Origin of the sequence: Flavobacterium poyangense, from assembly GCF_011751075.1 — a bacterium.
Lineage (GTDB): Bacteria > Bacteroidota > Bacteroidia > Flavobacteriales > Flavobacteriaceae > Flavobacterium > Flavobacterium poyangense.
Window position 1 is genome coordinate 95,077 of sequence record NZ_JAALLN010000013.1, and the last position, 19,665, is coordinate 114,741.

Below are 19,665 nucleotides of genomic sequence, written 5' to 3' on the forward strand. Positions count from 1 at the left end.
TTTCCTATTTTTACAAGCAAAACAAAAAACAATGACTTTTCTAAATACGCGCGAATTCGCGAAACAACTTGACGCACAAGATGCTTTAAATAAATATCAGGATCAATTTATTTTTCCAAAAGTAAACGACAAACGTGTAATTTACTTTACCGGAAACTCGTTGGGATTACAACCAAAACGTACCAAAGCTTATATCGACGAAGTAATGAACGACTGGGCGGAGCTTGCTGTTGAAGGTCATTTTTATGCGGAGAAACCATGGTGGGATTATCAGGAAAGATTTGCTGAGCCATTGAGTAAAATTGTGGGTGCTTTGCCTTCAGAAGTGACGGTGATGAATACTTTAACTGTAAATCTGCATTTGTTGATGGTTTCTTTTTATAAGCCAACGGCAACCCGTTATAAAATTATTTGTGAAGAAAAAGCTTTTCCTTCCGATCAGTATATGTTTCAAAGTCAGGTTCATTTTCACGGATACAAACCGGAAGATGCAATCGTTGAGATCAAAAGACGTGAAGGAGAACACAATATTCGACTGGAAGATGTTCTGGCTAAAATAGAAGAAGTAGGTGATGAACTGGCTCTGGTTTTAATAGGGGGAGTAAATTATTACACCGGACAGGTTTTTGATATCAAAACCATTACAGCTGCCGGACATAAAGCAGGAGCAAAAGTGGGATGGGACCTGGCGCATGCTGCCGGAAATATCAAATTAGAATTGCACGACTGGAATGTAGATTTTGCAGCTTGGTGCAGTTACAAATACATGAACTCGGGACCGGGAAATGCCTCGGGTTGTTTTGTACATGAAAAACACCATAGTAATCCTGACTTGCCTCGTTTTGCAGGTTGGTGGGGACATAATAAAGAACGCCGCTTTAAAATGGAGCCAACTTTTGATCCTGTTAATGGTGCAGGAGGATGGCAAATTAGTAATTTACCGATACTTTCATTAGCCCCGTATTTAGCTTCCGTAGAAATGTTTGCCGAAGTTGGAATGGAGGCTTTGATTGCCAAACGAGATCACATAACTGCCTATCTGGAATTCGTTTTACAAGAGATCGATAAAGAAGTTGAGAGTACTTTTGAAATTATTACTCCTTCAAATCCTCAAGAAAGAGCTTCTCAATTGTCTGTTTTTTTACATGGAGAAGGAAGAAGTTTGTTTGATTATTTAATGAAAAATGGCGTTATAACAGATTGGCGTGAACCCAATGTAATTCGCTTAGCCCCAGTACCGTTATATTGTTCGTATGAAGATATGTATGATTTTGGACAAATTCTTAAAAAAGGGATTTTAGCGAAACAGTAAGCAACCATGTAATTCTGTAATTTTTCACTCAAATCCTATAACATATCGGTTGCATATTCTGTTTTATTTTGTATGGTATAATTGTAAAATCCAACAACATGAAAACAGTATATGTACTAATTGTAACCTTGATGATTGTTTCCTGCCAAAATCAGAGTAAGACGGATCTCAATAAGGCAAAACAAGCCAGTATTGATTCGATGAAAGTAGAGATTAGCAAACAAAAGGTTATCGATTCCATGAAGGTAGAAATGGCCAGATTGGAAAAAGAAAAGGAAAAAGCGGAAGCTCAGAAAGTAGTTGTAGTGAATCAGCAAAGCGATGCAAAAGCAACGGCTGCACCGGCACCAGCGACTGCTAAGAAAAAAGGCTGGAGTTCTGCTGCAAAAGGTGCTGTAATTGGTGCCGGAGTAGGGGCTATTACCGGAGCTGCTGTGAGTAAGAAAAAAGGTCAGGGAGCCATAATCGGAGGATTGGCCGGAGCCGGAATTGGAGCCGGAACGGGAGCGATTATAGATTCTCAAAAGAAGAAAAAAGAGTAAAGTTGATTTGCTTGGAGTGCTTGTTTTTTTAACATAGGGACATAGTTTTGAAAACGAAAAAAGGCTTTTTACTTATTTTAAATTTCAATTGTCAGTTTGAGAGAAGTCCAAGACCTCATAGTTTGACTATGTGATAGAAATGTATTTCTCTTTGCCCCCTTTTTTAGATACAAAATCTATGTTTCTATGTGTTAAGTATAATTTTACGAACGCAGCATCCATCATGTTAAACGTAAATATAAAAGCCCCGAGTTCATTTGAATTCGGGGCTTTCCGTTTTTAGCAATGTTCCGGGACTTTAATAGTTGTGAGCTCTGATTTATAAAAATTAAATTGCTCTTTAATTTGTTTAAAATCAGCTTTGAAATGTATCGTCGATTCCAGTAAATCCTGATAGTATTCAATGCCTTTAAACAAATTTGATTTAAAAGTATTCCATTTTTTTAATTGATTTGCGGTAACTTCTTCTGTAGTGTTTTCAATTTCATTTCTAAGGTAATCCAAATACATTTTTAATTCTTTTACCAATACATTGGGACGGTTTGAAATTCTTAAAACAGATTTATTTCCATAAATGTGTTGCAGCATTTCTTTCAGAGTAACTTCCTGGTCAAAATAAGCCATATTGGGTCCGGGACATATTACAACGCCCTGTGCCTGTCCTTTTATTTTAATATCATTTTCTAAATAAGAGGCATTCGCCAAACCAACACATAGGCAGGATTTCTCCATGATTGTGGCTTTTGTTTTTTCGTAAACGGAAGCAGAAATGGAGCTTTTTGAATTTTCCAGTTCTGCCAGTTTGATATCCTGATATTTTTTTGAGGCCGTACAAATTCCTGTCGGATCATATTCTTTACTCAAAGCCAAAAAGCGTTTGGGACAGGAACTTCCCGCTTTGTTCTCCTGAATTCGTTTTTGTTTTAAAATTTCGTTTGTTGAACTTCTCAGTGAATTGAAGGGAATTCCTAAAGGCGAAATATGACTTAAATACAAGTCTTCCTCTTTGGCATTGATTAATAAGTTCCTCGTTTCCTGATCGACAGAAGTGGCTTCGGGAACCAGTAAAAAAGGAGTTCCCCAACCAACCGAATCGATTTGATAGGTATCTAATAAGAAGTTATGTTCTTCTGCGGTTCCCACTCCGCCCTGAACCGTAATTTTTGTGGCTAAAGCCTGTTCCGGATACGGAATGTTTTTTTGCTGTAATGCTTTAATCATTAGTTCATGGGATGATTGTATTAATTGTTCTTTTTTTAGTCTGAATTCGTCTAAAATGGGTCCCAATAACAATCCGTCGGTAGCAAAGGCGTGCCCACCGCAGTTCAGACCCGATTCGATGCGATATTCAGAAACCCAAAGTCCTTTTTTAGCTAAAAAATTACCCTGAATCATCGCAGAACGAAAATCACTTACTTTTAGAATAATCTTCTTTTTAAGTTCATTATTCTGATCGGGATAAAAATCGGGGAAATTTTCAAAATATGTAAAAAGTCTCGGATTCATTCCGGCCGACAGCACTATAGAAGAATCAAGATTGCTGTTTGCAAAACCCCTCAAAGCGGCATGAGCATCATTAAACTCAATCGGCAGTTGTGTGTTTTTGTTAAAATTGTCCTTATCTACTTTAGTCATGATGTTAACATCAATAGCACCTGCCGAAAGATGAGATTCAATATAATTCTGAATGTTGTCTTTGAAAGAGATTCCATCATCAAGTAAATTTTGAAAACCTTTTTTTATGGCAGAAGTATTGGGCAACATAGCCATGAAATTTTCAAGAGCTGCTTTGCTTTCCGCCAGTTCTGTTTTGAAATTTTGAAATTTCTGTTTTACAATTTTATCTACTAAATTGAGATAAGAGGTGATGCGTTCCGCGCGGTGATCCTGAATTTTTTGGCTTATTTCCTGATAAGGCTGGTTGAATTTTGTGCTGTAAAAAAGCCTCATTTTTTCGATTAATTCATCATCGACAATTGAGATCACAGATGAAATACCATAGTGTGCAACCCGAATCGGGCTGTCAATAGTATAAGCAAGCCCCATTACCGGAATATGAAAAGTGTGTAGGTTTTTTGGTGTCATTTACTTTTAGGTTAAAAAAGCAAATGTTGGAAAAAAGATTAGCTAAAAAGCTGATAAATATCATCTTTACAAGAAAAATCAAATGGAAGTACTTCTAAACCAGAATTTTTTTTAATGATTCAGCAATGGCACGCCATAAAAAATTGTAAAATGATTTCTCGGGAATGCGGTCCAATGCAACGGAAGCTTTTTTCGCTTCCTTATCAGAATCATTTTTCAGAACCAGATTAACAATAGCGGTTTTGAGTTTGGCTTCTTTTTCAGGATTTTTCTTTTGAAAGAGCTTTACTTTTAAATCATCATAAACCAAAGTGGCATTTCCGGTTGTATTGGTGTCGTTTCCGTAAAAATTAAAAGTATAAGTTTTAAAAGTTCCGGTAAAGGAAGTGTTGATATAAGGTTTAGTAAATCTGGCCAACGCTACCACATCAAAATTTGAAATGCTGCCCTGAATGTGAAAACTGTCTTTAGGATCTAAGACATTAAAACTCCAATTAACATGCAAAGCCGAATTTTTCATGAATTGACAATCGATTTTAATTTTGATATCATCGGCTTTTTGTAGTCCAAAACCACTTTGGATAGCGGTAGTTTGAAGATTGAAACGATCAAAAGTTAAAATACCCGGACCTTTAGAGAAGTCGATTTCTTCTTCATAAACCAATTTTGAGTTTCGGATTTGTAAGGAATCGATTTTCATCGGAAATCTAATTTTTCGCAATAAAGCATTATACAAAGGTTTTTTGCTTAAATCGTCTTTTGGTATTTTACTGCGATAAATGTTCGCATCCAGATGGTTTACAACCAAAGAGGAAGCAGTAAAGAAAAAACGATCGTTCTTAAAACCCCATTTCAGTTTGTTAATATGGGCGGAGTCTACCTTTAATGTATAAATGTCTTTTTCTTTTTCCAGTTTTTGTACAAAGACTTTTCTCGAATACTCCGGCAAGACAGAGAGTGTATTGATTTTTACAAAGTTATTTTCTGTACTGATTTTACGGGCCGTAATGCGATAAAAGGAGCTGGGTTTGTAATAAAGACTGTCGCAAACCAAAGTGTATTTTTTATAGTGTAACGGAATTTTTTCTTTGAGCGTCGCATCCGTAATCAAAATGCCTTCCAGTTTTAAAAGGATTTTTTTGATGGTAAGGATAGGTTTGTTGGTATTTAAGGAAACAACATCAACAGCTCCGTCATTAAGATAAACATTAGAAACGGCTATTATTTTTCGGAAGGGAGCAATGATTTCTGTCTCAATGCTCTTGTTATTGTTTAAAAGCTTGGTACCTTTTTTATATAAGAGAATACGAGGTTTGTTTATGATAATGCTTTCGGCCTGAATAACATCACGAAAGACCAGATCCCAGATGTTAAAATGTTTAATGCTAATCGATTCAATTTTAGTGTATAGCCCATTTTTGCTGTCCTTAGGCTGTTTTTTTGGATGAACTAATAAAGTTGATGCATGAATAGTTCTGGATAGTAAGTCCACGTCAATTTTTTCATAATTGATATGATAGGCGGTTTTGTTTTTCTCATGAATAAGGATAGGCAATTGTTTTTTTATCCAATAATTAAGACCACTATTGACTAAAAGAGCCAAAACAAACACTAAAATGATACTGACCGTTATTTTTTTATAGATAGACATTATTATTGTGTTAACTTTAATACATAAATTTAAACTTTTATAAAGAATGGTTTTTATAAGATTCCGTTATTAAATTACATGATTATTAAATCGTCTATCTGTTTATACTTTTTTTGAATATGAGAAAAATTAAAAAAATTCTGCTGGTCTTATTGGTGATAATTGTTGCTCTGGGAATTGGGTTGTGTGGTTATATATTTCATCTGAAACCCAAGTACGAGGGGGAATTGGAATTAAAAAATCTGCAAAAAGAAACCACAGTTTATTTTGATGATTTTGGTGTTCCTCATATTTATGCCAATTCTGAAAAAGATGCAATGACCGCTTTGGGTTATGTACACGCCCAGGAAAGATTGTGGCAAATGGAATTGTTGCGTCGTATTGCACCGGGAAGGTTGTCTGAAATTTTTGGTTCCGTCGCTCTTAAAAATGATAAGTTTTTCTCCGGAATCGGAATCGAAGAAGCATCGGCTAAAGCGATTTCCCAATTAGACAAAAACAGTCAGAGTTATCAATTGACGTTGGCGTATTTAGATGGAATTAATCAGTACCTCGAAGAAGGAGTAACACCAATTGAGTTTACGCTGGTAGGTGTAAAAAAAGAAAAGTTTACGATAAAAGATGTTTATAATATTTTCGGATATATGTCTTTTAGTTTTGCAATGGCGCAGAAAACGGATCCGTTACTGACCAATATTCGCAATAAATATGGTGTTGAATATGTAAAAGAGCTAGGAATCGAAGGAGAGTTTAATACCACACAGCTTAAAAATTCAAAAGAAAATCTTGAAGAATATACGGCTGTTGCAAAATCGGTTGCGGCTTTGCTGGATAAATCGCCAATTCCACCGTTTATCGGGAGTAACAGTTGGGTTGCCGGTCCGCATAAAACAAAAAGTGGTAAAGTGATTTTTGCCAATGATCCGCATATCGGATTTTCTCAGCCCTCAACCTGGTACGAGGCTCATTTGGTTGCGCCCGATTTTGAGTTGTATGGCTGTTATTTGGCTGGAACTCCATACCCGTTATTGGGACACAATCGCAATTACGCATACGGGTTAACCATGTTTGAAAATGATGATATCGATTTTTATAAGGAGAAAAATAAAGCTGGTGATGCAAATCAGTATCAAACTCCAACAGGTTTTAGTGCGTACGAAACCAGAAAGAAGACCATCAAAGTCAAAGATACCTCCGATGTTGTGATCACGGTTAAATCCAGTCGACACGGACCAATTATGAATGATGTATTGGATCATCTGGATAAAAAAAATCCGATCGCAATGTCCTGGACGTATACGCGAGAGCCGATTCAGATTTTGGATGCGGTTTACGGAATTTCGCATGCTAAAAACAAAGATGATTTTAGAAAATCGGTAAAGTTAATTGCAGCACCGGGATTGAATGTAATGTATGGCGATGCTAAAGGAAATGTGGCCTGGTGGGCAACAGGAAAATTATATAAACACAATAAAGGTGTTAGTTCGTTTTTTATTCTGGACGGTGCCAGCGGAAATGACGATATTACAGAATATTTGGATTTTGAGAAAAACCCGTCTTCCGAAAATCCAAAATGGGGGTATGTGTATTCCGCAAACAATCAGCCTGAAGCAATTGACGGTTATCTGTATCCGGGCTATTATCTGCCGGAAGATCGTGCTAAAAGAATCTCACAGTTAATGGACTCAAAATCGGATTGGGATAAAGAAGCGATTAGCAAAATGATTTACGATAATACTTCTCCAATTGCACCCGGTACCATTCAGAATTTAATTGCGAGTTTGGATAACAGTAAGATCTCAGCAGTGGAGAAAGAAGCAATTGCGATTCTAAAATCATGGAAAGGAACGAGTAATCTTGAAGACGTTGCGCCAACGATTTACAATAAATGGGTTTATCTCTACCTTAAAAACACTTTTGAAGACGAAATGGGCAAGGATAATTTTGATTTGTTTTTAGGGACACATATCGGAAAACAGATTATTGCCAGACAAATTGTAAATGAAAATTCGGTTTGGTGGGATAATATCAAAACGCAAAAGGTAAAAGAAACCAGAAGTGTGATTGTCTCAAAATCGTTTCATGATGCCATAGCCTCACTTCAAAAGCAATTAGGAAATAAGGTCTCCGATTGGAACTGGTCTAAGGTACATACCGTTGAACACGAACACCCGTTAGGAAAAGTAGCGGCATTACGAAAACTATTTAATGTTGGTCCTTTTGCCTCACCGGGAACCAATGAGGTAATTAATAATCTGTTCTTTGGATATAATATGGAGGGGCAATACCATGTAAAAGGAGGCCCGTCTACAAGAAGAGTTGTTGATTTCTCTGATATAGAAAACAGTTGGAGCATCCTACCAACCGGACAATCAGGAAACCCGTTCAGTAAACATTACAGCGATCAGGCAGAAATGTACAATGCCGGAAAGTTTAGAAAAATGAAACTGAACAAAGAGGAAATTGAAAAAACGTCAACCAAGTTGGTTTTAAAGCCGGGGAAGTAGAAAGTGAGTTGGGAGATGTGAAAAGTAAAAAGTAAAAAGTAAAAAGTAAAAAGGACTGGCTATATTCTCAAGCTATAACCTCTGTCCCTTTGCACCTTTGTCGCTCTGCACCTAAAAAAACCGAGGGTAAAAGCTCCAAAACTTTTACCCTCGGTTTTTTTACTTAACCATTAAATATTTTCCCTTAACAATATCCCGGGTATAAATATCAAGATTATTAAGCAGTACTTTGTTTGTTGTCATTACGTTTGTGTTTTGGTAGACGTTGTCTTTTTCGTATGTTTTTAGTAAGGTTTCAAGCTCTACTTCATTATAAAACGCAAACATATTATAAACAGCGTCTCTAAAGTTTTTAAAATTGATGGTTTCTGATATTTCGACGGTTTTTTGCTCGTTCCATTTTTCTTTAGAAGCGGTTTCATTTATTTTGTTCAAACAATAATCAACAAAATAAGTCTTGTAGTGGGTAGCTTCAATAATTCGGTTGATGATGATCGTGTTCTGTTGTGATGGCATTGGCACAGTGTTAGAAGAGGTTTGAGACTGGCAAATCACGGGTGTAAACAATAAAAATACTAAAACCGAAAGAGCGTGTTTTTTTAAATTTTTCATAGGTTGTTTTTAAAATCAGATACTACTTTTACAGTTGTAAATGAGGTTGATTTGGGGTTATAAGATTTTTTTGGGCACGCTAAAATAGTGTTTTTTGATTTAAATATTTGATAGAAAAAGCACTTTAAAACCTGAATTTAATTTTTAAGTGATTGTAAAAAGAAAAAGAATCTTTCTTTATGCAGTGATGATTAATATTATGAATTGCCTTCAGTTAAAACGGGAGGTTTTTTATAAAGACTTGTTCTTCTGTCAAGATTGTACAGTTTGTTTAACCGCAAGGAGCGCAAGGATTTTTGTTAGTTTTTATCGCAAAGTCCGCAAAGTATTAACACAAAGCAAAGTTTTTTGCACGCAGATCTGGCAGATTAAGCTGATATTTGTTTTGTGCTCATATAAAAATAATCTGAATAAATCTGCCAGATCTGCGTGAAAAAATTTCACTGCAAACATAGGGGCCCGCAAAACCTTTGTGCCCCTTGCGGTTAAACAAACGCAATACTCGCGAAGATTTTGTTTTGGTCTTTTTGTGTTATTTTCGGGAGGTCCGCATGGCTTTTACGATTTTTAGATTTTGATCTTTGGAGAATTTTTGGTACTCTTCTGTCTCCATGCCGTAAAGCGCAACTTTTCCTTTTTCATTATTATGAATGCCCCAGCCATAACGTTTGGTCAAAGGGGAAGCACGAAGACAGGCTTGTCCTTTCGAAAAGAATTTTTTACGAGCTTCATCATATTCAGATCGGGTTAAATCATTTTTGTCTGCAAAAACCTGAAACAAAACATCATCTGAAGAATATTTATAAGGATCATTGCGAATCATGTCAAACGTAATAGTAGCAATAGTTTTTGCTTCGCCTTTTTGTTTTGGGATTTCACCACTAACAGCAGGACAGTCTTCCGCCACTTCAATAAAAGTATTCTCGTAATTTGTTGTGTGAACTTTCATCTGGTCGAGTTATATAAGGAGTAAGAAAAGAATTACGCTAAAATAATGATTTTCAACTAAAAACTCCGACAATAGAGACGCTAATCTATACTATCGGAGTTCGCTAACTAACAATTATGGTTTTGTTATTTCTTTAAAATTTCTTCTAAAACCTTTTTCCCATTTTCATTTGTAGGATCTAGTTCAACAGATTTGGTGTAATTTTCGATTGCTAACTTGGTATTTCCGTCTTTCAAATAAGCCTCGCCTAAACTGTCATAGACATTTCCAACTTTAGGAAAAGCTTCCACATTGATTTTAAACATTTCTATTGCTTCTTTTGTTTTTCCGGATTGTAATAATTGATATGCTAAATCATTCATATCTCCTTCTTTAATACGATACGTCGGATCTGTTTTTAGTTTTTTGTAGGTATCAACTCCGGCCGTTAGTCCTTTCGTATTAAAAACTTCCAATAGTTCAGTAGCCATCGATTTTTTCGGTTGCTCATAAGGCAGATTGTATAAAATAGCTCTGATAGCAGTATTCATTTCACCTAATACTGTTCCCCCTGTGTTATTCAATAAAACAACCAGATTTTTGTCTGCAGGAACACGGGATATTACGGTATTAAATCCATTGATTCCTCCACCGTGCTCGATTACTTTTAGCTTGGCTTTGTCACCGTTAGAAGCTTCATCAATAAACCATCCGTAACCGTAAGACTCACCTCCTGCATTGATATAAGGCTTGTAAAGTAGCTCCATAGAAGCGGCTGATAGTAATTTATTGGTGTAAAGCGATTGATCCCAAAGATATAAATCCTCGACAGTTGAGTATAAAGAACCCGCTGCATAAGGGATGCTCATGTCCAGATAAGGAGAATTAATAAGTTTTGTACCTCTTTTTTCGTAACCTGCTGCTCTCTTTTTCAAGATTGTTTCGTTGTGGTCATAACCTGTATTTGCCATTTTTAAAGGAGTCAGAATTGTTTCCTGTAAATACTGCTCATAGGTTTTTCCGGTAATTTTTTCAATAATATAGCCCAATAAGAAATAACCGGAATTGCTGTATCTGAATCTTTCACCCGGAGTAAACTCAAGTGGTAGATTTTCAAATGTTTTTATAAATTCTTGCGGCGTATAGGGTTCTCTGCTTTTTTCCTGCAGGAATCGGGGAACCGAAGTATAATTCGGAATTCCCGATGTATGCGTAAGCAAATGATGTATCGTCACTTTGTCTCCGGTTGCTTTTGGGTAATCCGGTAAATAAGTGGTGATTGGGGCATCGAGTTTTATCTTGCCGTCTTGTGCCAGTTTTACAATTAAGAAAGCAGTAAATTGTTTGCTGATTGAACCCAATCTGAATTTAGTATCGGGCTCATTCGGAATATTCCATTCCATATTGGCTTGGCCATATCCTTTTTTGAAGAGGACTTTCCCGTGTTCCGCAATCAATACAGATCCGTTAAATTGACCGTATTGATTGTATAGACTCATCAGTTGGTCTATTTTTTTTGCCTTATCTTGTGCAAAAGAAAGGGTTGACGTGGAAAGTGCAATAAAGCAAATGACAAGCGTTTTTTGTAAAGATCGGTTGAATTGATTTTTCATAGTGATTGATGGTTAGTGCTTAAAAATAGTAAATAAATGTATTCCTGTGTACCAATTCGTTAGACGACAGTTTTAGTATTTAGTTTCAGCAGTAATCATTTTTTTTAATTTTTCCGACCAGACGCTATTTTTTTTATGGGCCTATGCTCGTAACTGACAATTCTTTTTACTATCCAATCTTTATCCTTTCGCTCCCAGATGTGAACAAATTTTGCTGTTCCAACCGCTTTGCCATCACTATAAAAGGTGTGTTCACCCAATTGAACAGCACCATAATCGCCCAACTTGTCTACGGTAAAGGAGTTTAGTTTTCGGGTTAGTTTATGAGGGCTTTCGCATTTTGACAAGAACGATTTTATTTCGTTTTCTTTTAGGGCATTTAAACCGGATCTGTCGTCATAAAATTCAATATCGTCAGCGATTATTTTTTTGAATAGTTCCACGTTGCATTGATTGAATGCAACATCAAAAAGAAGACTGTCCATTTTGATGATTTCGCGCTCTAAAAGATCTTTTTTTAAGACTTGAGTATTGGTTTGTGCTGTGGCCCATTTGCTTAAAAGTAGAAAGAGAAGCGTCATTATATTAATCATATGTCTCATAGTTATTTTTTATTTTGATTGGTTTCAATCGCAATCAGTTTTTTTCCATTTTCGCCTAGATAATGCAAAATTAATTTTTCGTAAACCTTGTAACCATCATCAACATTAGTAAAAATAAGCAACCCTTGTTTGGTTTTCGGGAGTATAAAAAATAAGGTTTGAACTCCATTGTCAGAGCCTCCGTGCGATAAAGCATATTCGCCATTTTCGAAATCGTATTTTTCAAAACCCAAGCCAAAATGTTTGCCATTGACAGTTTCAACCTGATTGGTAGCCATTTCATCAAAAACCTTTTTGCTTAAACCATCACCATTTAGTACACTACATAAAAACGTTCCGTAGTCTCCAACTGTAGTCAACAAATCGTCTGCGCCATTTGCTGTTTTGTTTTTAGGAATTTCATAAGCATTTCCTTTTTTGTCGTATCCGATTGCGAACCTTGATTCATCGGTTTTGTTATCCCAGAAATATTTGGTATCATTCATTTTCAGAGGCTCAAAAATGAATTCGGTAGCCAATTGATCTAATGTTTTATGAAATTTGCTTTCGAGTGCTTTTCTCAAATATTCCAAACCTTCTCCTGAATATTGGTACTTTGTACCGGGTTTAAACTGAAATTCGAGTTTTCCGGATTTATTCATAAACCTCCAGTTCGAAAATCCGGTCTGATGACTTAGAATAATTCTCGTGGTAAGCAGTTTATGGTTGGGGTCTTTTGCAATATCCGGATCTGTCCAATATTTATAAAGTGGTTCGTCTAAGTCCCATTTTCCTGAGCTTACCAGTTTTAATGCCACTATTGCCGTTACCGGTTTGGTCAGCGAAGCAACATTAAATAGAGTATTGTAAGGAGCTGTTACACCTTTTTTAAGCTCTCCGAAAACTTCTATCTGTTGTAGTTTTCCGTTAGTGATCACTCCAATGCCCAGTGCTGGGACCTTATTTTCTTTTAACCATTTTTCGATTTCTTCATTAGAGCCAAAAATGCCGGATTGGTTAGCAACCGGATCTGAAGGACCATGATCATAACTCAGAGATCTTTTTAGTTTCCAGACATTATTTTCTAAAATCCAGAGATGTGTAAATCTTGCTGTGTCTCCTAATGTTTCGTTTTTCTTTAGTAAAGGTTCATTTTTTGCGGCTGAAGTTTCATAAAAGCGATGCATACTTGTTTGAATCGCTCCGTATAGAACACCTTTTTTATACAAGGGATAAATTTCAGTGCTTCCGGGAACTAATTCTCTTCGGGCCCGATAAGTGGTGGGTGAAACGCATAACCCGTTTTTGAAATTGTAAATGAATTGTGCTTTATTAGATTCACCGTCCCGGTCGTGATAGAACTCAAATTGGTCACTGTATAAATTTTCAAATTGAGAGGCATCACAAGTATTAAAACCAACGTTAAAGAGAAGACTGTCTCTGGACATGATTATTTTGTATAATTCGGAATTTTTTTCTACCTGTGAAAATCCGAATTGGACCTGGAAGAAGAGGAGGCCAATTAAAATTGCTTTAACCTGACAGTTGATTTGTTTCTTTAGATTCATTTTTTGATTGATGTTATTTGGTTTTGCAATAGTAATTCAATCTATAATCCCGAAATAGTACAAATGCGAAATGTCACCTTTTTTTTGAAAGAAAGTACAAATCCGAATTGAACATTTTTGGAGTTGTTTTCGTCACATCTTTAAATTTTTTTATAAAGTGTGATTGGTCAAAATATTTATTGTAAAGAGCCACATCGGTCAGACTTAGTTTTTCCTTACTCATGTTAAGCATCTGATCAACCGATTTTCTGAATTTAAGAATCTGAATGTATTTTTTAATTGTTAATCCGGTGGCGGTCTTAAATTTAATCTGTAACAAACGCTGTGATAAATTCAAAACAGTTCCGATTTCTGAAACCGTGATCTCCTCGTCATGAAGTTTAATGATTTCACAGATGCTCTCAATTGTATTTTTGTTGGGGTGCAAAAAGGTTAATTCCTCAAAATAAGTATTTACAGGACCTAATAGTTCTGAAATTAAACTATTTATAGTGTATTCAATAGGAGCATTGAAGGGAAGTTCGGTCTGCTTTATTTTAAGTATGGAGTCAGAAAAGGTACTTAAATCATATTTAGGATACAGAGAAAGCGTCCAGGCATGCAATTGTATTATGGTAACTTTTGTCTCTGGCTGAATATTAACCAATACTTTATTAGTCATTTGAGAGCAAAAGTAAATCCCTTCTGGCATGATATACTTTTTTTTACTTGTATGCACCTCAATAGACCTCCCGCTAACAAAAGCTAAATTAAAACAGCCGTTAGGTAGGATGAGTTTATTTTCGATTAAAGTTTCGCCAATGCTATTGTCAAGACACCAAATTTTATTGACAAAGCGTTCGCTTTTTTCACTCACATAATATTCTGAGTATAGTTTCATTTAAGATATTATGTTGTTGAAAACCATTAGAATCGACTCGCTTTTTACTACAAACGAAAATAGTGTTTTTTTAGATTTGAAACAAGAGAGGTACAAAGGGGCATAGGTACAGAGGTGCAGAGTTTTTTTGCGCACGCAGATCTGGCAGATTAAGCTGATCTATTGATTTTTAAAAAGAAAGACTCTATTCTTAATTTAGTTTTTTAGACAAAACAATTCAAATGAATTCGCTAAATCTGCCAGATCTGCGTGCAAAAAACTTGGCGACTTAGCGAGATTTTAGTTTTGTTTAGTTACAAAGATGTTTTTTCAATAGCCTCCAGCTTTAGCTGGAGATACAAGAAAGAGATAAAAAGGGCTTTAGCCAAATCCCCGCTCCTTATTGTTTGTTCTATTTTTTGGCAGTAAACAATTCAACAGTTGATGTTTTCTTAAACGGATCATTAAAGAAACTCAATAACACCATGTTAAAAAGATCCGGTTTCTCATAAGAACCAAAATGAGTTGCTCCGGGCATCACAAAAAAGTTAGAGTTTTTGATATTGTCGAAAATTTTAATCGAATGCTCCAACCTAATGGCGTCTCGGTCACCTGACATAATCAGTACAGGGCATTTTATTTTATGTAGATCTTTTTCTGTGATATTGGGTTGATAATCCAGTAAATTGTAAAGATTTCTGATATGTGCATCTTTGGTAGTTTTTAAAGTTTCCTTTACTGCCTGATCAATTTCATCATAAACCGCTTTTTTACCCGGAAATAAATTGGCTCCAAATGTGGCCAGTTTGCTAACTTTTTGTGGATGATTTATAGCGAGTAAAAGCCCTAGTATGCCACCATCGCTTTGTCCCCAAACATAAGCGCTGTCAATTTTTAGTGAATCTAATAAAGTGCTTACATCATCGGCCATTTGGGTGTACTTTAACTGCTGGTTGGATGGATCAACTGATTTTCCGTGACCCCTGCTGTCAATAGCAATTACCTGAAAGTATTGTTTAAAATATTCTATTCTGCGACTATGTCCTTTAATCGACCCGCCGTTCCCGTGAAGCAATACTAAAGGTTTTCCGTTTCCGTAAACTTCATAATACATTTTAATGCCGTTAATGTCTTTATAATTCCCGGCTTCTTTATTGTCGCCATACGGAGTGGTAAGGGTAGTTTGCCCAATTAATGTTCCTATGGTCAGGAAACAGGCAATGAATAAAATTGATTTTTTCATGATTTTGGTTTTGATTGGTTGGAAGACAGACAATATAGCGCTGATAAATATACTTTTAATACTTTTTGACTAATTCAGACAAGCCATTTTCATTTAGAATTTTATCAAGGTATTTTCCTCTGCTGCTCGTTTCTCTTTGGTAAGGAGCAAAAAGAGCTGTCGATTGGTTAAATTCAGCGTTGAGGTTTTTTAATTCTTCTTTTTCAGACTCAGTCAATTTTCGATTTCCTTTTTCCTGATTAAATTTTATTAATTTTTTTACAATAATCTCTTTATCGATAATATCATTTTCCGAAGCATTTAAAGTGCATATGCCATATATGCCGTTGTTGTAATGATTCCATTCTTCGTCAAATGCAACGTTTAATCTTTCTTCATCCGGATGATTGTTCTCATCGAATAGATTTTGATAAGCAAATTCTTTGGTGTTGTGATTTAGTAAACGCTGAACAAAGTTTTCTCGGAATCTCTTTTTTATTTCTTCACTGTTGTTTTCGGCTGCTTTTAAATCTTTTAAAAGAGACAAAACGTTTTTGCTAAAGTATTTTTTTTCTATTGAAACAAAGTGAGAATCATTTAAAGAAGAAACGATCTTTATCTCAGAATGTATGGCGTAAGAATGGGATGGAATTTGTTTTTCGAGGATAAATTTTTCGATTTCACTTGTTTTAAAATGGGTAAGTTCCGCCAGCTTTTCCAGTTCTATGTAATTATCTTCGATGTATTTTAGATTGATGTCCATTGTAATAGTGTATTGCTTAGTTGCAGTATCTGAAAAGTAAAAGTAGATTTTTTCTTCTGTATTTTTTTCTGGAGAATAAGATTCTTGCAAAAATAGGTGTTGAGAAGAGTAAAATCTGTTGCACTTTTGGAATGTTCCGATACTGATAAGAAGCCATAAATGTGGAGGGAAATTGTGTTAGCAGTCTTTTTTGTGGGTATCTAACTTGCATTTGGGGTGTTTAAATGCTAAATATTTGCTTTATTTTAAAGTTTTGAGCTTTTATTACTTATTTTTACGCTCTTATTATTTAGATTATTCTTGATGCAAACTCCACTTAAAATTGCTGTTGTCGGTTCTGGATTGGTAGGATCGTTATTAGCAATTTATCTTAAAAAAGCAGGTCATACCGTTCATGTTTATGATCGTAGTCCTGATATTCGCCAAATCAATTTTTCGGGACGTTCTATCAATCTGGCAATGTCCAACAGAGGCTGGAAAGCACTCGATCGTGTTGGAGTTGGAGATGCGGTTCGCGAAATCGCGATTCCCATGGATAAACGCGCGATTCATTTGGTAGATAAACTTAATTTTCAGAATTACGGTCAGGATGGCGAAGCGATTTATTCGATTTCGAGAGGGACTTTGAATCGCAAAATGATTGATCTCGCAGAACAGGCCGGAGCTGAGTTTTTCTTTGAACAAAAAATCTGGGATGTTACGCTCAATGATGCAACGTTGCACATTGGCGAAACCGAAAGAGGCGAGTGGGAAGAGAAGAAATTCGATATGGTTTTTGGTGCCGATGGTGCTTTCTCAAGAATCAGGCACCGTATGCAACGTCAGAGTATGTTCAACTATTCGCAGGAGTTTTTGAATATGGGCTATAAAGAATTGAATATTCCGGCAAATTCAGATGCTTCACATAAATTAGATAAAAATTCTTTTCATATCTGGCCACGTGGCGAATACATGTTAATTGCACTTCCTAATTTAGACGGCAGTTTTACTTGTACTTTGTTTATGCCTTTTGAAGGCGAAAATTCTTTTGCATCATTAACAGACCGAAAGAGAGTCGAAGAATTTTTTGAGAAAAATTTCCCTGACGCAATAGAAGTAATTCCGAAGCTGGCTGAAGATTTCTTTAAAAATCCAACAAGTACTTTGGTAACGATGAAATGTTTTCCGTGGACATACGAAGATAAAATTGCCTTGGTCGGAGATGCCTGTCATGCTATTGTGCCGTTTTATGGACAAGGTATGAATGCCGGTTTTGAAGATATCACGGTGTTGAACGAAATGATAGAACAGTACGGAGACGACTGGAAGAAAGTTTTCTCTGAATATCAGATTTCACGCAAGCCTAATGCAGATGCAATTGCAGAACTTTCCTATCGCAATTTTATGGAAATGAGCACCAAAACAGCTGACGAGAAATTCTTATTGCAAAAGAAAATCGAAAAGGCGTTCTCAGATAAACACCCGGATAAATGGATTCCGCTCTATAGTCGTGTAACTTTTAGCGATCGTCCCTATACAGAAGCTCTGGCGATTGGCGATTTTCAGAACGCCATTATGGAAGAGATTCTAAAATTGGATAATATTGAAAATAATTGGAACACTCCCGAAATCGAAAACAAGATCTTGGAGTTGTTAACCAAATAAAAACAAACCCGACAGATTTTCAAAACTTGTCGGGTTTAATTTTTTTATTTTACTTCTTAAATATCTTAGACAAAACGCCAAATACACCTCTGATAAAAGTAGCGCTCGTCACCACTTTCAAAACAGATTTGCCTACAACGCTGGCTGTACTGGGTTCTGATTTGGATTGCCTTTGAGAAGCTTGTGTCTCTTCCTGTTCAGAACTTGCTTGTTGTGCATCGGTTATTTTTTTGGTTAAGATTTCGTAGGCACTTTCACGATCAATTTCTTCGCTGTACTTCTTTACCAGTTTCGACTTACTATTAATGACTTCAATTTCATCAGCCGTTAAAATATCCATTCGGCTCATTGGCGCACGCATCATGGTCGCTACAAGCGGTGTTGGAATTCCTTTTTCATTCAAAGCGGTAACCAATGCCTCTCCAATTCCCAGACTTGTCAACAATTCATCTGTTTTGTAGTAGGCTGAGGTAGGGTAGTTGTCTGCTGTCTTTTTGATTGCCTGTCTGTCATTGGCTGTAAAAGCTCTCAGAGCATGTTGGATTTTTAATCCTAACTGTGCTAAAACCCCACTTGGTACATCCATTGGGTTTTGCGTAACAAAATAAACTCCGATACCTTTAGAACGGATTAGTTTTACAATAGTTTCGATTTGTTCCAATAAAACTTTACTGGCTTCATTAAAAATTAAATGAGCTTCGTCAATAAAGATTACCAATTCAGGTTGGTCAGAATCTCCTTTTTCAGGCATCTGCTGATAAATTTCAGCCAATAAACTCAACATAAAAGTTGAAAATAATTTAGGTTTGTCCTGTATGTCCGTCAGACGGATAATGTTTACGTATCCTTTCCCGTTTTCATCGATACGCATCAAATCATCAATTTCAAATGATAATTCGCCAAAAAACAAATCACCTCCCTGTTGTTCCAGTTCTATAATTTTTCTTAGAATAGTTCCGGTTGTTGCTGTTGAAATTTTACCATAAGAAGCGGCAATCTCATCCTTTCCTTCTTCGGTAATATAATTGATTACTTTTTTTATGTCTTTCAAATCCAGTAATGGCATCTGATTGTCATCACAATATTTGAAGATTACAGCTATAACTCCGGCCTGTGTATCGTTTAAGTCTAAAATTCTGGAAAAAAGGACCGGGCCAAACTCAGAAACAGTAGCACGTAAGCGAACTCCGTTTTGTTTTGATAATGACATAAGTTCTACAGGAAATGCAGCTACATTATAAGGTATGTTTATTTTGGCATGTCGCTCTGTAATAAAACCTTCTTCTTTCCCTTCTTTTGCAATTCCGCTAAAGTCTCCTTTAATGTCCATCATCAAAACAGGAATTCCGGCATTCGACAATTGTTCTGAAAATACCTGAATTGTTTTTGTTTTTCCTGTACCTGTTGCGCCGGCAATTAGTCCATGGCGGTTTAAGGTTTTTAACGGAATCTTAACTTGAGTTTCTGCAATTGCTTTCCCATCCAGTATTGCGCCTCCGAGTATAATAGTGGCTCCTTTTGCAGAATAGCCATTGTTTATATCTTGTATGAAATTGTCTTCTTTATTCATGTTTTTATTCGTAATTTAGATGATTATAAGAGTTTTGATAGGCATTTTAACAGTTAGACCTTGTTTTTTTTAGTAGGAAAAAGCTTTTTCAGGATAAAAATAAAACAAAAAATAATTTCGCAACTTTTTAAGAAGATATCATCGTAATGTTTGAATATTTACTAAAACGTTGTAATTTTCCCAAAAATCACCCTGTTTTTTGTTTTAT

Annotated in this window: 15 protein-coding genes; 4 read left to right on the forward strand and 11 right to left on the reverse strand. The window is 35.9% G+C overall.

Annotated elements, in window-relative coordinates; translation table 11 throughout:
• Positions 1-31 precede the first annotated feature (31 nt).
• Positions 32-1,312, forward strand: a complete 1,281-nt coding sequence (gene kynU, locus G3A47_RS17525) for a kynureninase (RefSeq protein ID WP_166924718.1) — start codon at positions 32-34, stop codon at positions 1,310-1,312.
• A gap of 98 nt (positions 1,313-1,410) precedes the next feature.
• Positions 1,411-1,854, forward strand: coding sequence for a glycine zipper family protein (locus G3A47_RS17530; protein ID WP_166924720.1), 444 nt, complete (start codon positions 1,411-1,413; stop codon positions 1,852-1,854).
• Between the two features lie 279 nt (positions 1,855-2,133).
• On the opposite strand, the gene G3A47_RS17535 is transcribed toward G3A47_RS17530, so the two are convergent.
• Both G3A47_RS17535 and G3A47_RS17540 read right to left on the reverse strand, forming a co-directional pair.
• Positions 2,134-3,939 (reverse strand): hypothetical protein, encoded by a 1,806-nt coding sequence (locus tag G3A47_RS17535; protein WP_166924722.1) that lies wholly within the window; start codon positions 3,937-3,939, stop codon positions 2,134-2,136.
• 94 nt (positions 3,940-4,033) lie between these two features.
• Positions 4,034-5,590 (reverse strand): hypothetical protein, encoded by a 1,557-nt coding sequence (locus tag G3A47_RS17540; RefSeq protein WP_166924724.1) that lies wholly within the window; start codon positions 5,588-5,590, stop codon positions 4,034-4,036.
• A 119-nt stretch (positions 5,591-5,709) separates the two neighbouring features.
• On the opposite strand from G3A47_RS17540, the gene G3A47_RS17545 reads away from it, so the two are divergent.
• On the forward strand, positions 5,710-8,097 hold the full coding sequence (locus G3A47_RS17545) for a penicillin acylase family protein (RefSeq protein ID WP_166924726.1): 2,388 nt from the start codon (positions 5,710-5,712) through the stop codon (positions 8,095-8,097).
• A 159-nt stretch (positions 8,098-8,256) separates the two neighbouring features.
• On the opposite strand, the gene G3A47_RS17550 is transcribed toward G3A47_RS17545, so the two are convergent.
• The 8 genes from G3A47_RS17550 to G3A47_RS17585 form a co-directional block, all read right to left on the reverse strand.
• Positions 8,257-8,709 (reverse strand): hypothetical protein, encoded by a 453-nt coding sequence (locus G3A47_RS17550; protein WP_166924728.1) that lies wholly within the window; start codon positions 8,707-8,709, stop codon positions 8,257-8,259.
• 532 nt (positions 8,710-9,241) lie between these two features.
• Positions 9,242-9,658 (reverse strand): DUF6157 family protein, encoded by a 417-nt coding sequence (locus tag G3A47_RS17555; RefSeq protein ID WP_166924730.1) that lies wholly within the window; start codon positions 9,656-9,658, stop codon positions 9,242-9,244.
• Positions 9,659-9,783: 125 nt separating this feature from the next.
• The gene (locus G3A47_RS17560; protein WP_166924732.1) at positions 9,784-11,250 is read right to left on the reverse strand and encodes a serine hydrolase; all 1,467 of its coding nucleotides are present in this window, start codon (positions 11,248-11,250) and stop codon (positions 9,784-9,786) included.
• Positions 11,251-11,354: 104 nt separating this feature from the next.
• A complete protein-coding gene (locus G3A47_RS17565) occupies positions 11,355-11,852 on the reverse strand; it encodes a nuclear transport factor 2 family protein (RefSeq protein WP_166924734.1) in 498 nt (165 codons plus the stop codon).
• 2 nt (positions 11,853-11,854) lie between these two features.
• Positions 11,855-13,399, reverse strand: a complete 1,545-nt coding sequence (locus G3A47_RS17570) for a serine hydrolase (RefSeq protein ID WP_166924736.1) — start codon at positions 13,397-13,399, stop codon at positions 11,855-11,857.
• Between the two features lie 73 nt (positions 13,400-13,472).
• Complete coding sequence (locus G3A47_RS17575; RefSeq protein ID WP_166924738.1) at positions 13,473-14,279, reverse strand: helix-turn-helix domain-containing protein; 807 nt, start codon at positions 14,277-14,279, stop codon at positions 13,473-13,475.
• A 391-nt stretch (positions 14,280-14,670) separates the two neighbouring features.
• Positions 14,671-15,501, reverse strand: a complete 831-nt coding sequence (locus G3A47_RS17580) for an alpha/beta fold hydrolase (protein WP_166924740.1) — start codon at positions 15,499-15,501, stop codon at positions 14,671-14,673.
• Between the two features lie 55 nt (positions 15,502-15,556).
• On the reverse strand, positions 15,557-16,243 hold the full coding sequence (locus G3A47_RS17585) for a DUF6058 family natural product biosynthesis protein (protein WP_166924742.1): 687 nt from the start codon (positions 16,241-16,243) through the stop codon (positions 15,557-15,559).
• A gap of 303 nt (positions 16,244-16,546) precedes the next feature.
• On the opposite strand from G3A47_RS17585, the gene G3A47_RS17590 reads away from it, so the two are divergent.
• Complete coding sequence (locus G3A47_RS17590; protein WP_166924744.1) at positions 16,547-17,887, forward strand: FAD-dependent oxidoreductase; 1,341 nt, start codon at positions 16,547-16,549, stop codon at positions 17,885-17,887.
• A gap of 49 nt (positions 17,888-17,936) precedes the next feature.
• Here the strand turns inward: G3A47_RS17590 and G3A47_RS17595 are convergent, their stop codons facing one another.
• Positions 17,937-19,457, reverse strand: coding sequence for a helicase HerA-like domain-containing protein (locus G3A47_RS17595; protein WP_166924746.1), 1,521 nt, complete (start codon positions 19,455-19,457; stop codon positions 17,937-17,939).
• Positions 19,458-19,665 lie beyond the last annotated feature (208 nt).

Bases quoted from the DNA above. Each gene is read 5' to 3' on its own strand.
- kynU (WP_166924718.1), top strand. From the start codon at position 32: ATGACTTTTCTAAATACGCGCGAATTCGCGAAACAACTTGACGCACAA.
- G3A47_RS17530 (WP_166924720.1), top strand. From the start codon at position 1,411: ATGAAAACAGTATATGTACTAATTGTAACCTTGATGATTGTTTCCTGC.
- G3A47_RS17535 (WP_166924722.1), bottom strand. From the start codon at position 3,939: ATGACACCAAAAAACCTACACACTTTTCATATTCCGGTAATGGGGCTT.
- G3A47_RS17540 (WP_166924724.1), bottom strand. From the start codon at position 5,590: ATGTCTATCTATAAAAAAATAACGGTCAGTATCATTTTAGTGTTTGTT.
- G3A47_RS17545 (WP_166924726.1), top strand. From the start codon at position 5,710: ATGAGAAAAATTAAAAAAATTCTGCTGGTCTTATTGGTGATAATTGTT.
- G3A47_RS17550 (WP_166924728.1), bottom strand. From the start codon at position 8,709: ATGAAAAATTTAAAAAAACACGCTCTTTCGGTTTTAGTATTTTTATTG.
- G3A47_RS17555 (WP_166924730.1), bottom strand. From the start codon at position 9,658: ATGAAAGTTCACACAACAAATTACGAGAATACTTTTATTGAAGTGGCG.
- G3A47_RS17560 (WP_166924732.1), bottom strand. From the start codon at position 11,250: ATGAAAAATCAATTCAACCGATCTTTACAAAAAACGCTTGTCATTTGC.
- G3A47_RS17565 (WP_166924734.1), bottom strand. From the start codon at position 11,852: ATGAGACATATGATTAATATAATGACGCTTCTCTTTCTACTTTTAAGC.
- G3A47_RS17570 (WP_166924736.1), bottom strand. From the start codon at position 13,399: ATGAATCTAAAGAAACAAATCAACTGTCAGGTTAAAGCAATTTTAATT.
- G3A47_RS17575 (WP_166924738.1), bottom strand. From the start codon at position 14,279: ATGAAACTATACTCAGAATATTATGTGAGTGAAAAAAGCGAACGCTTT.
- G3A47_RS17580 (WP_166924740.1), bottom strand. From the start codon at position 15,501: ATGAAAAAATCAATTTTATTCATTGCCTGTTTCCTGACCATAGGAACA.
- G3A47_RS17585 (WP_166924742.1), bottom strand. From the start codon at position 16,243: ATGGACATCAATCTAAAATACATCGAAGATAATTACATAGAACTGGAA.
- G3A47_RS17590 (WP_166924744.1), top strand. From the start codon at position 16,547: ATGCAAACTCCACTTAAAATTGCTGTTGTCGGTTCTGGATTGGTAGGA.
- G3A47_RS17595 (WP_166924746.1), bottom strand. From the start codon at position 19,457: ATGAATAAAGAAGACAATTTCATACAAGATATAAACAATGGCTATTCT.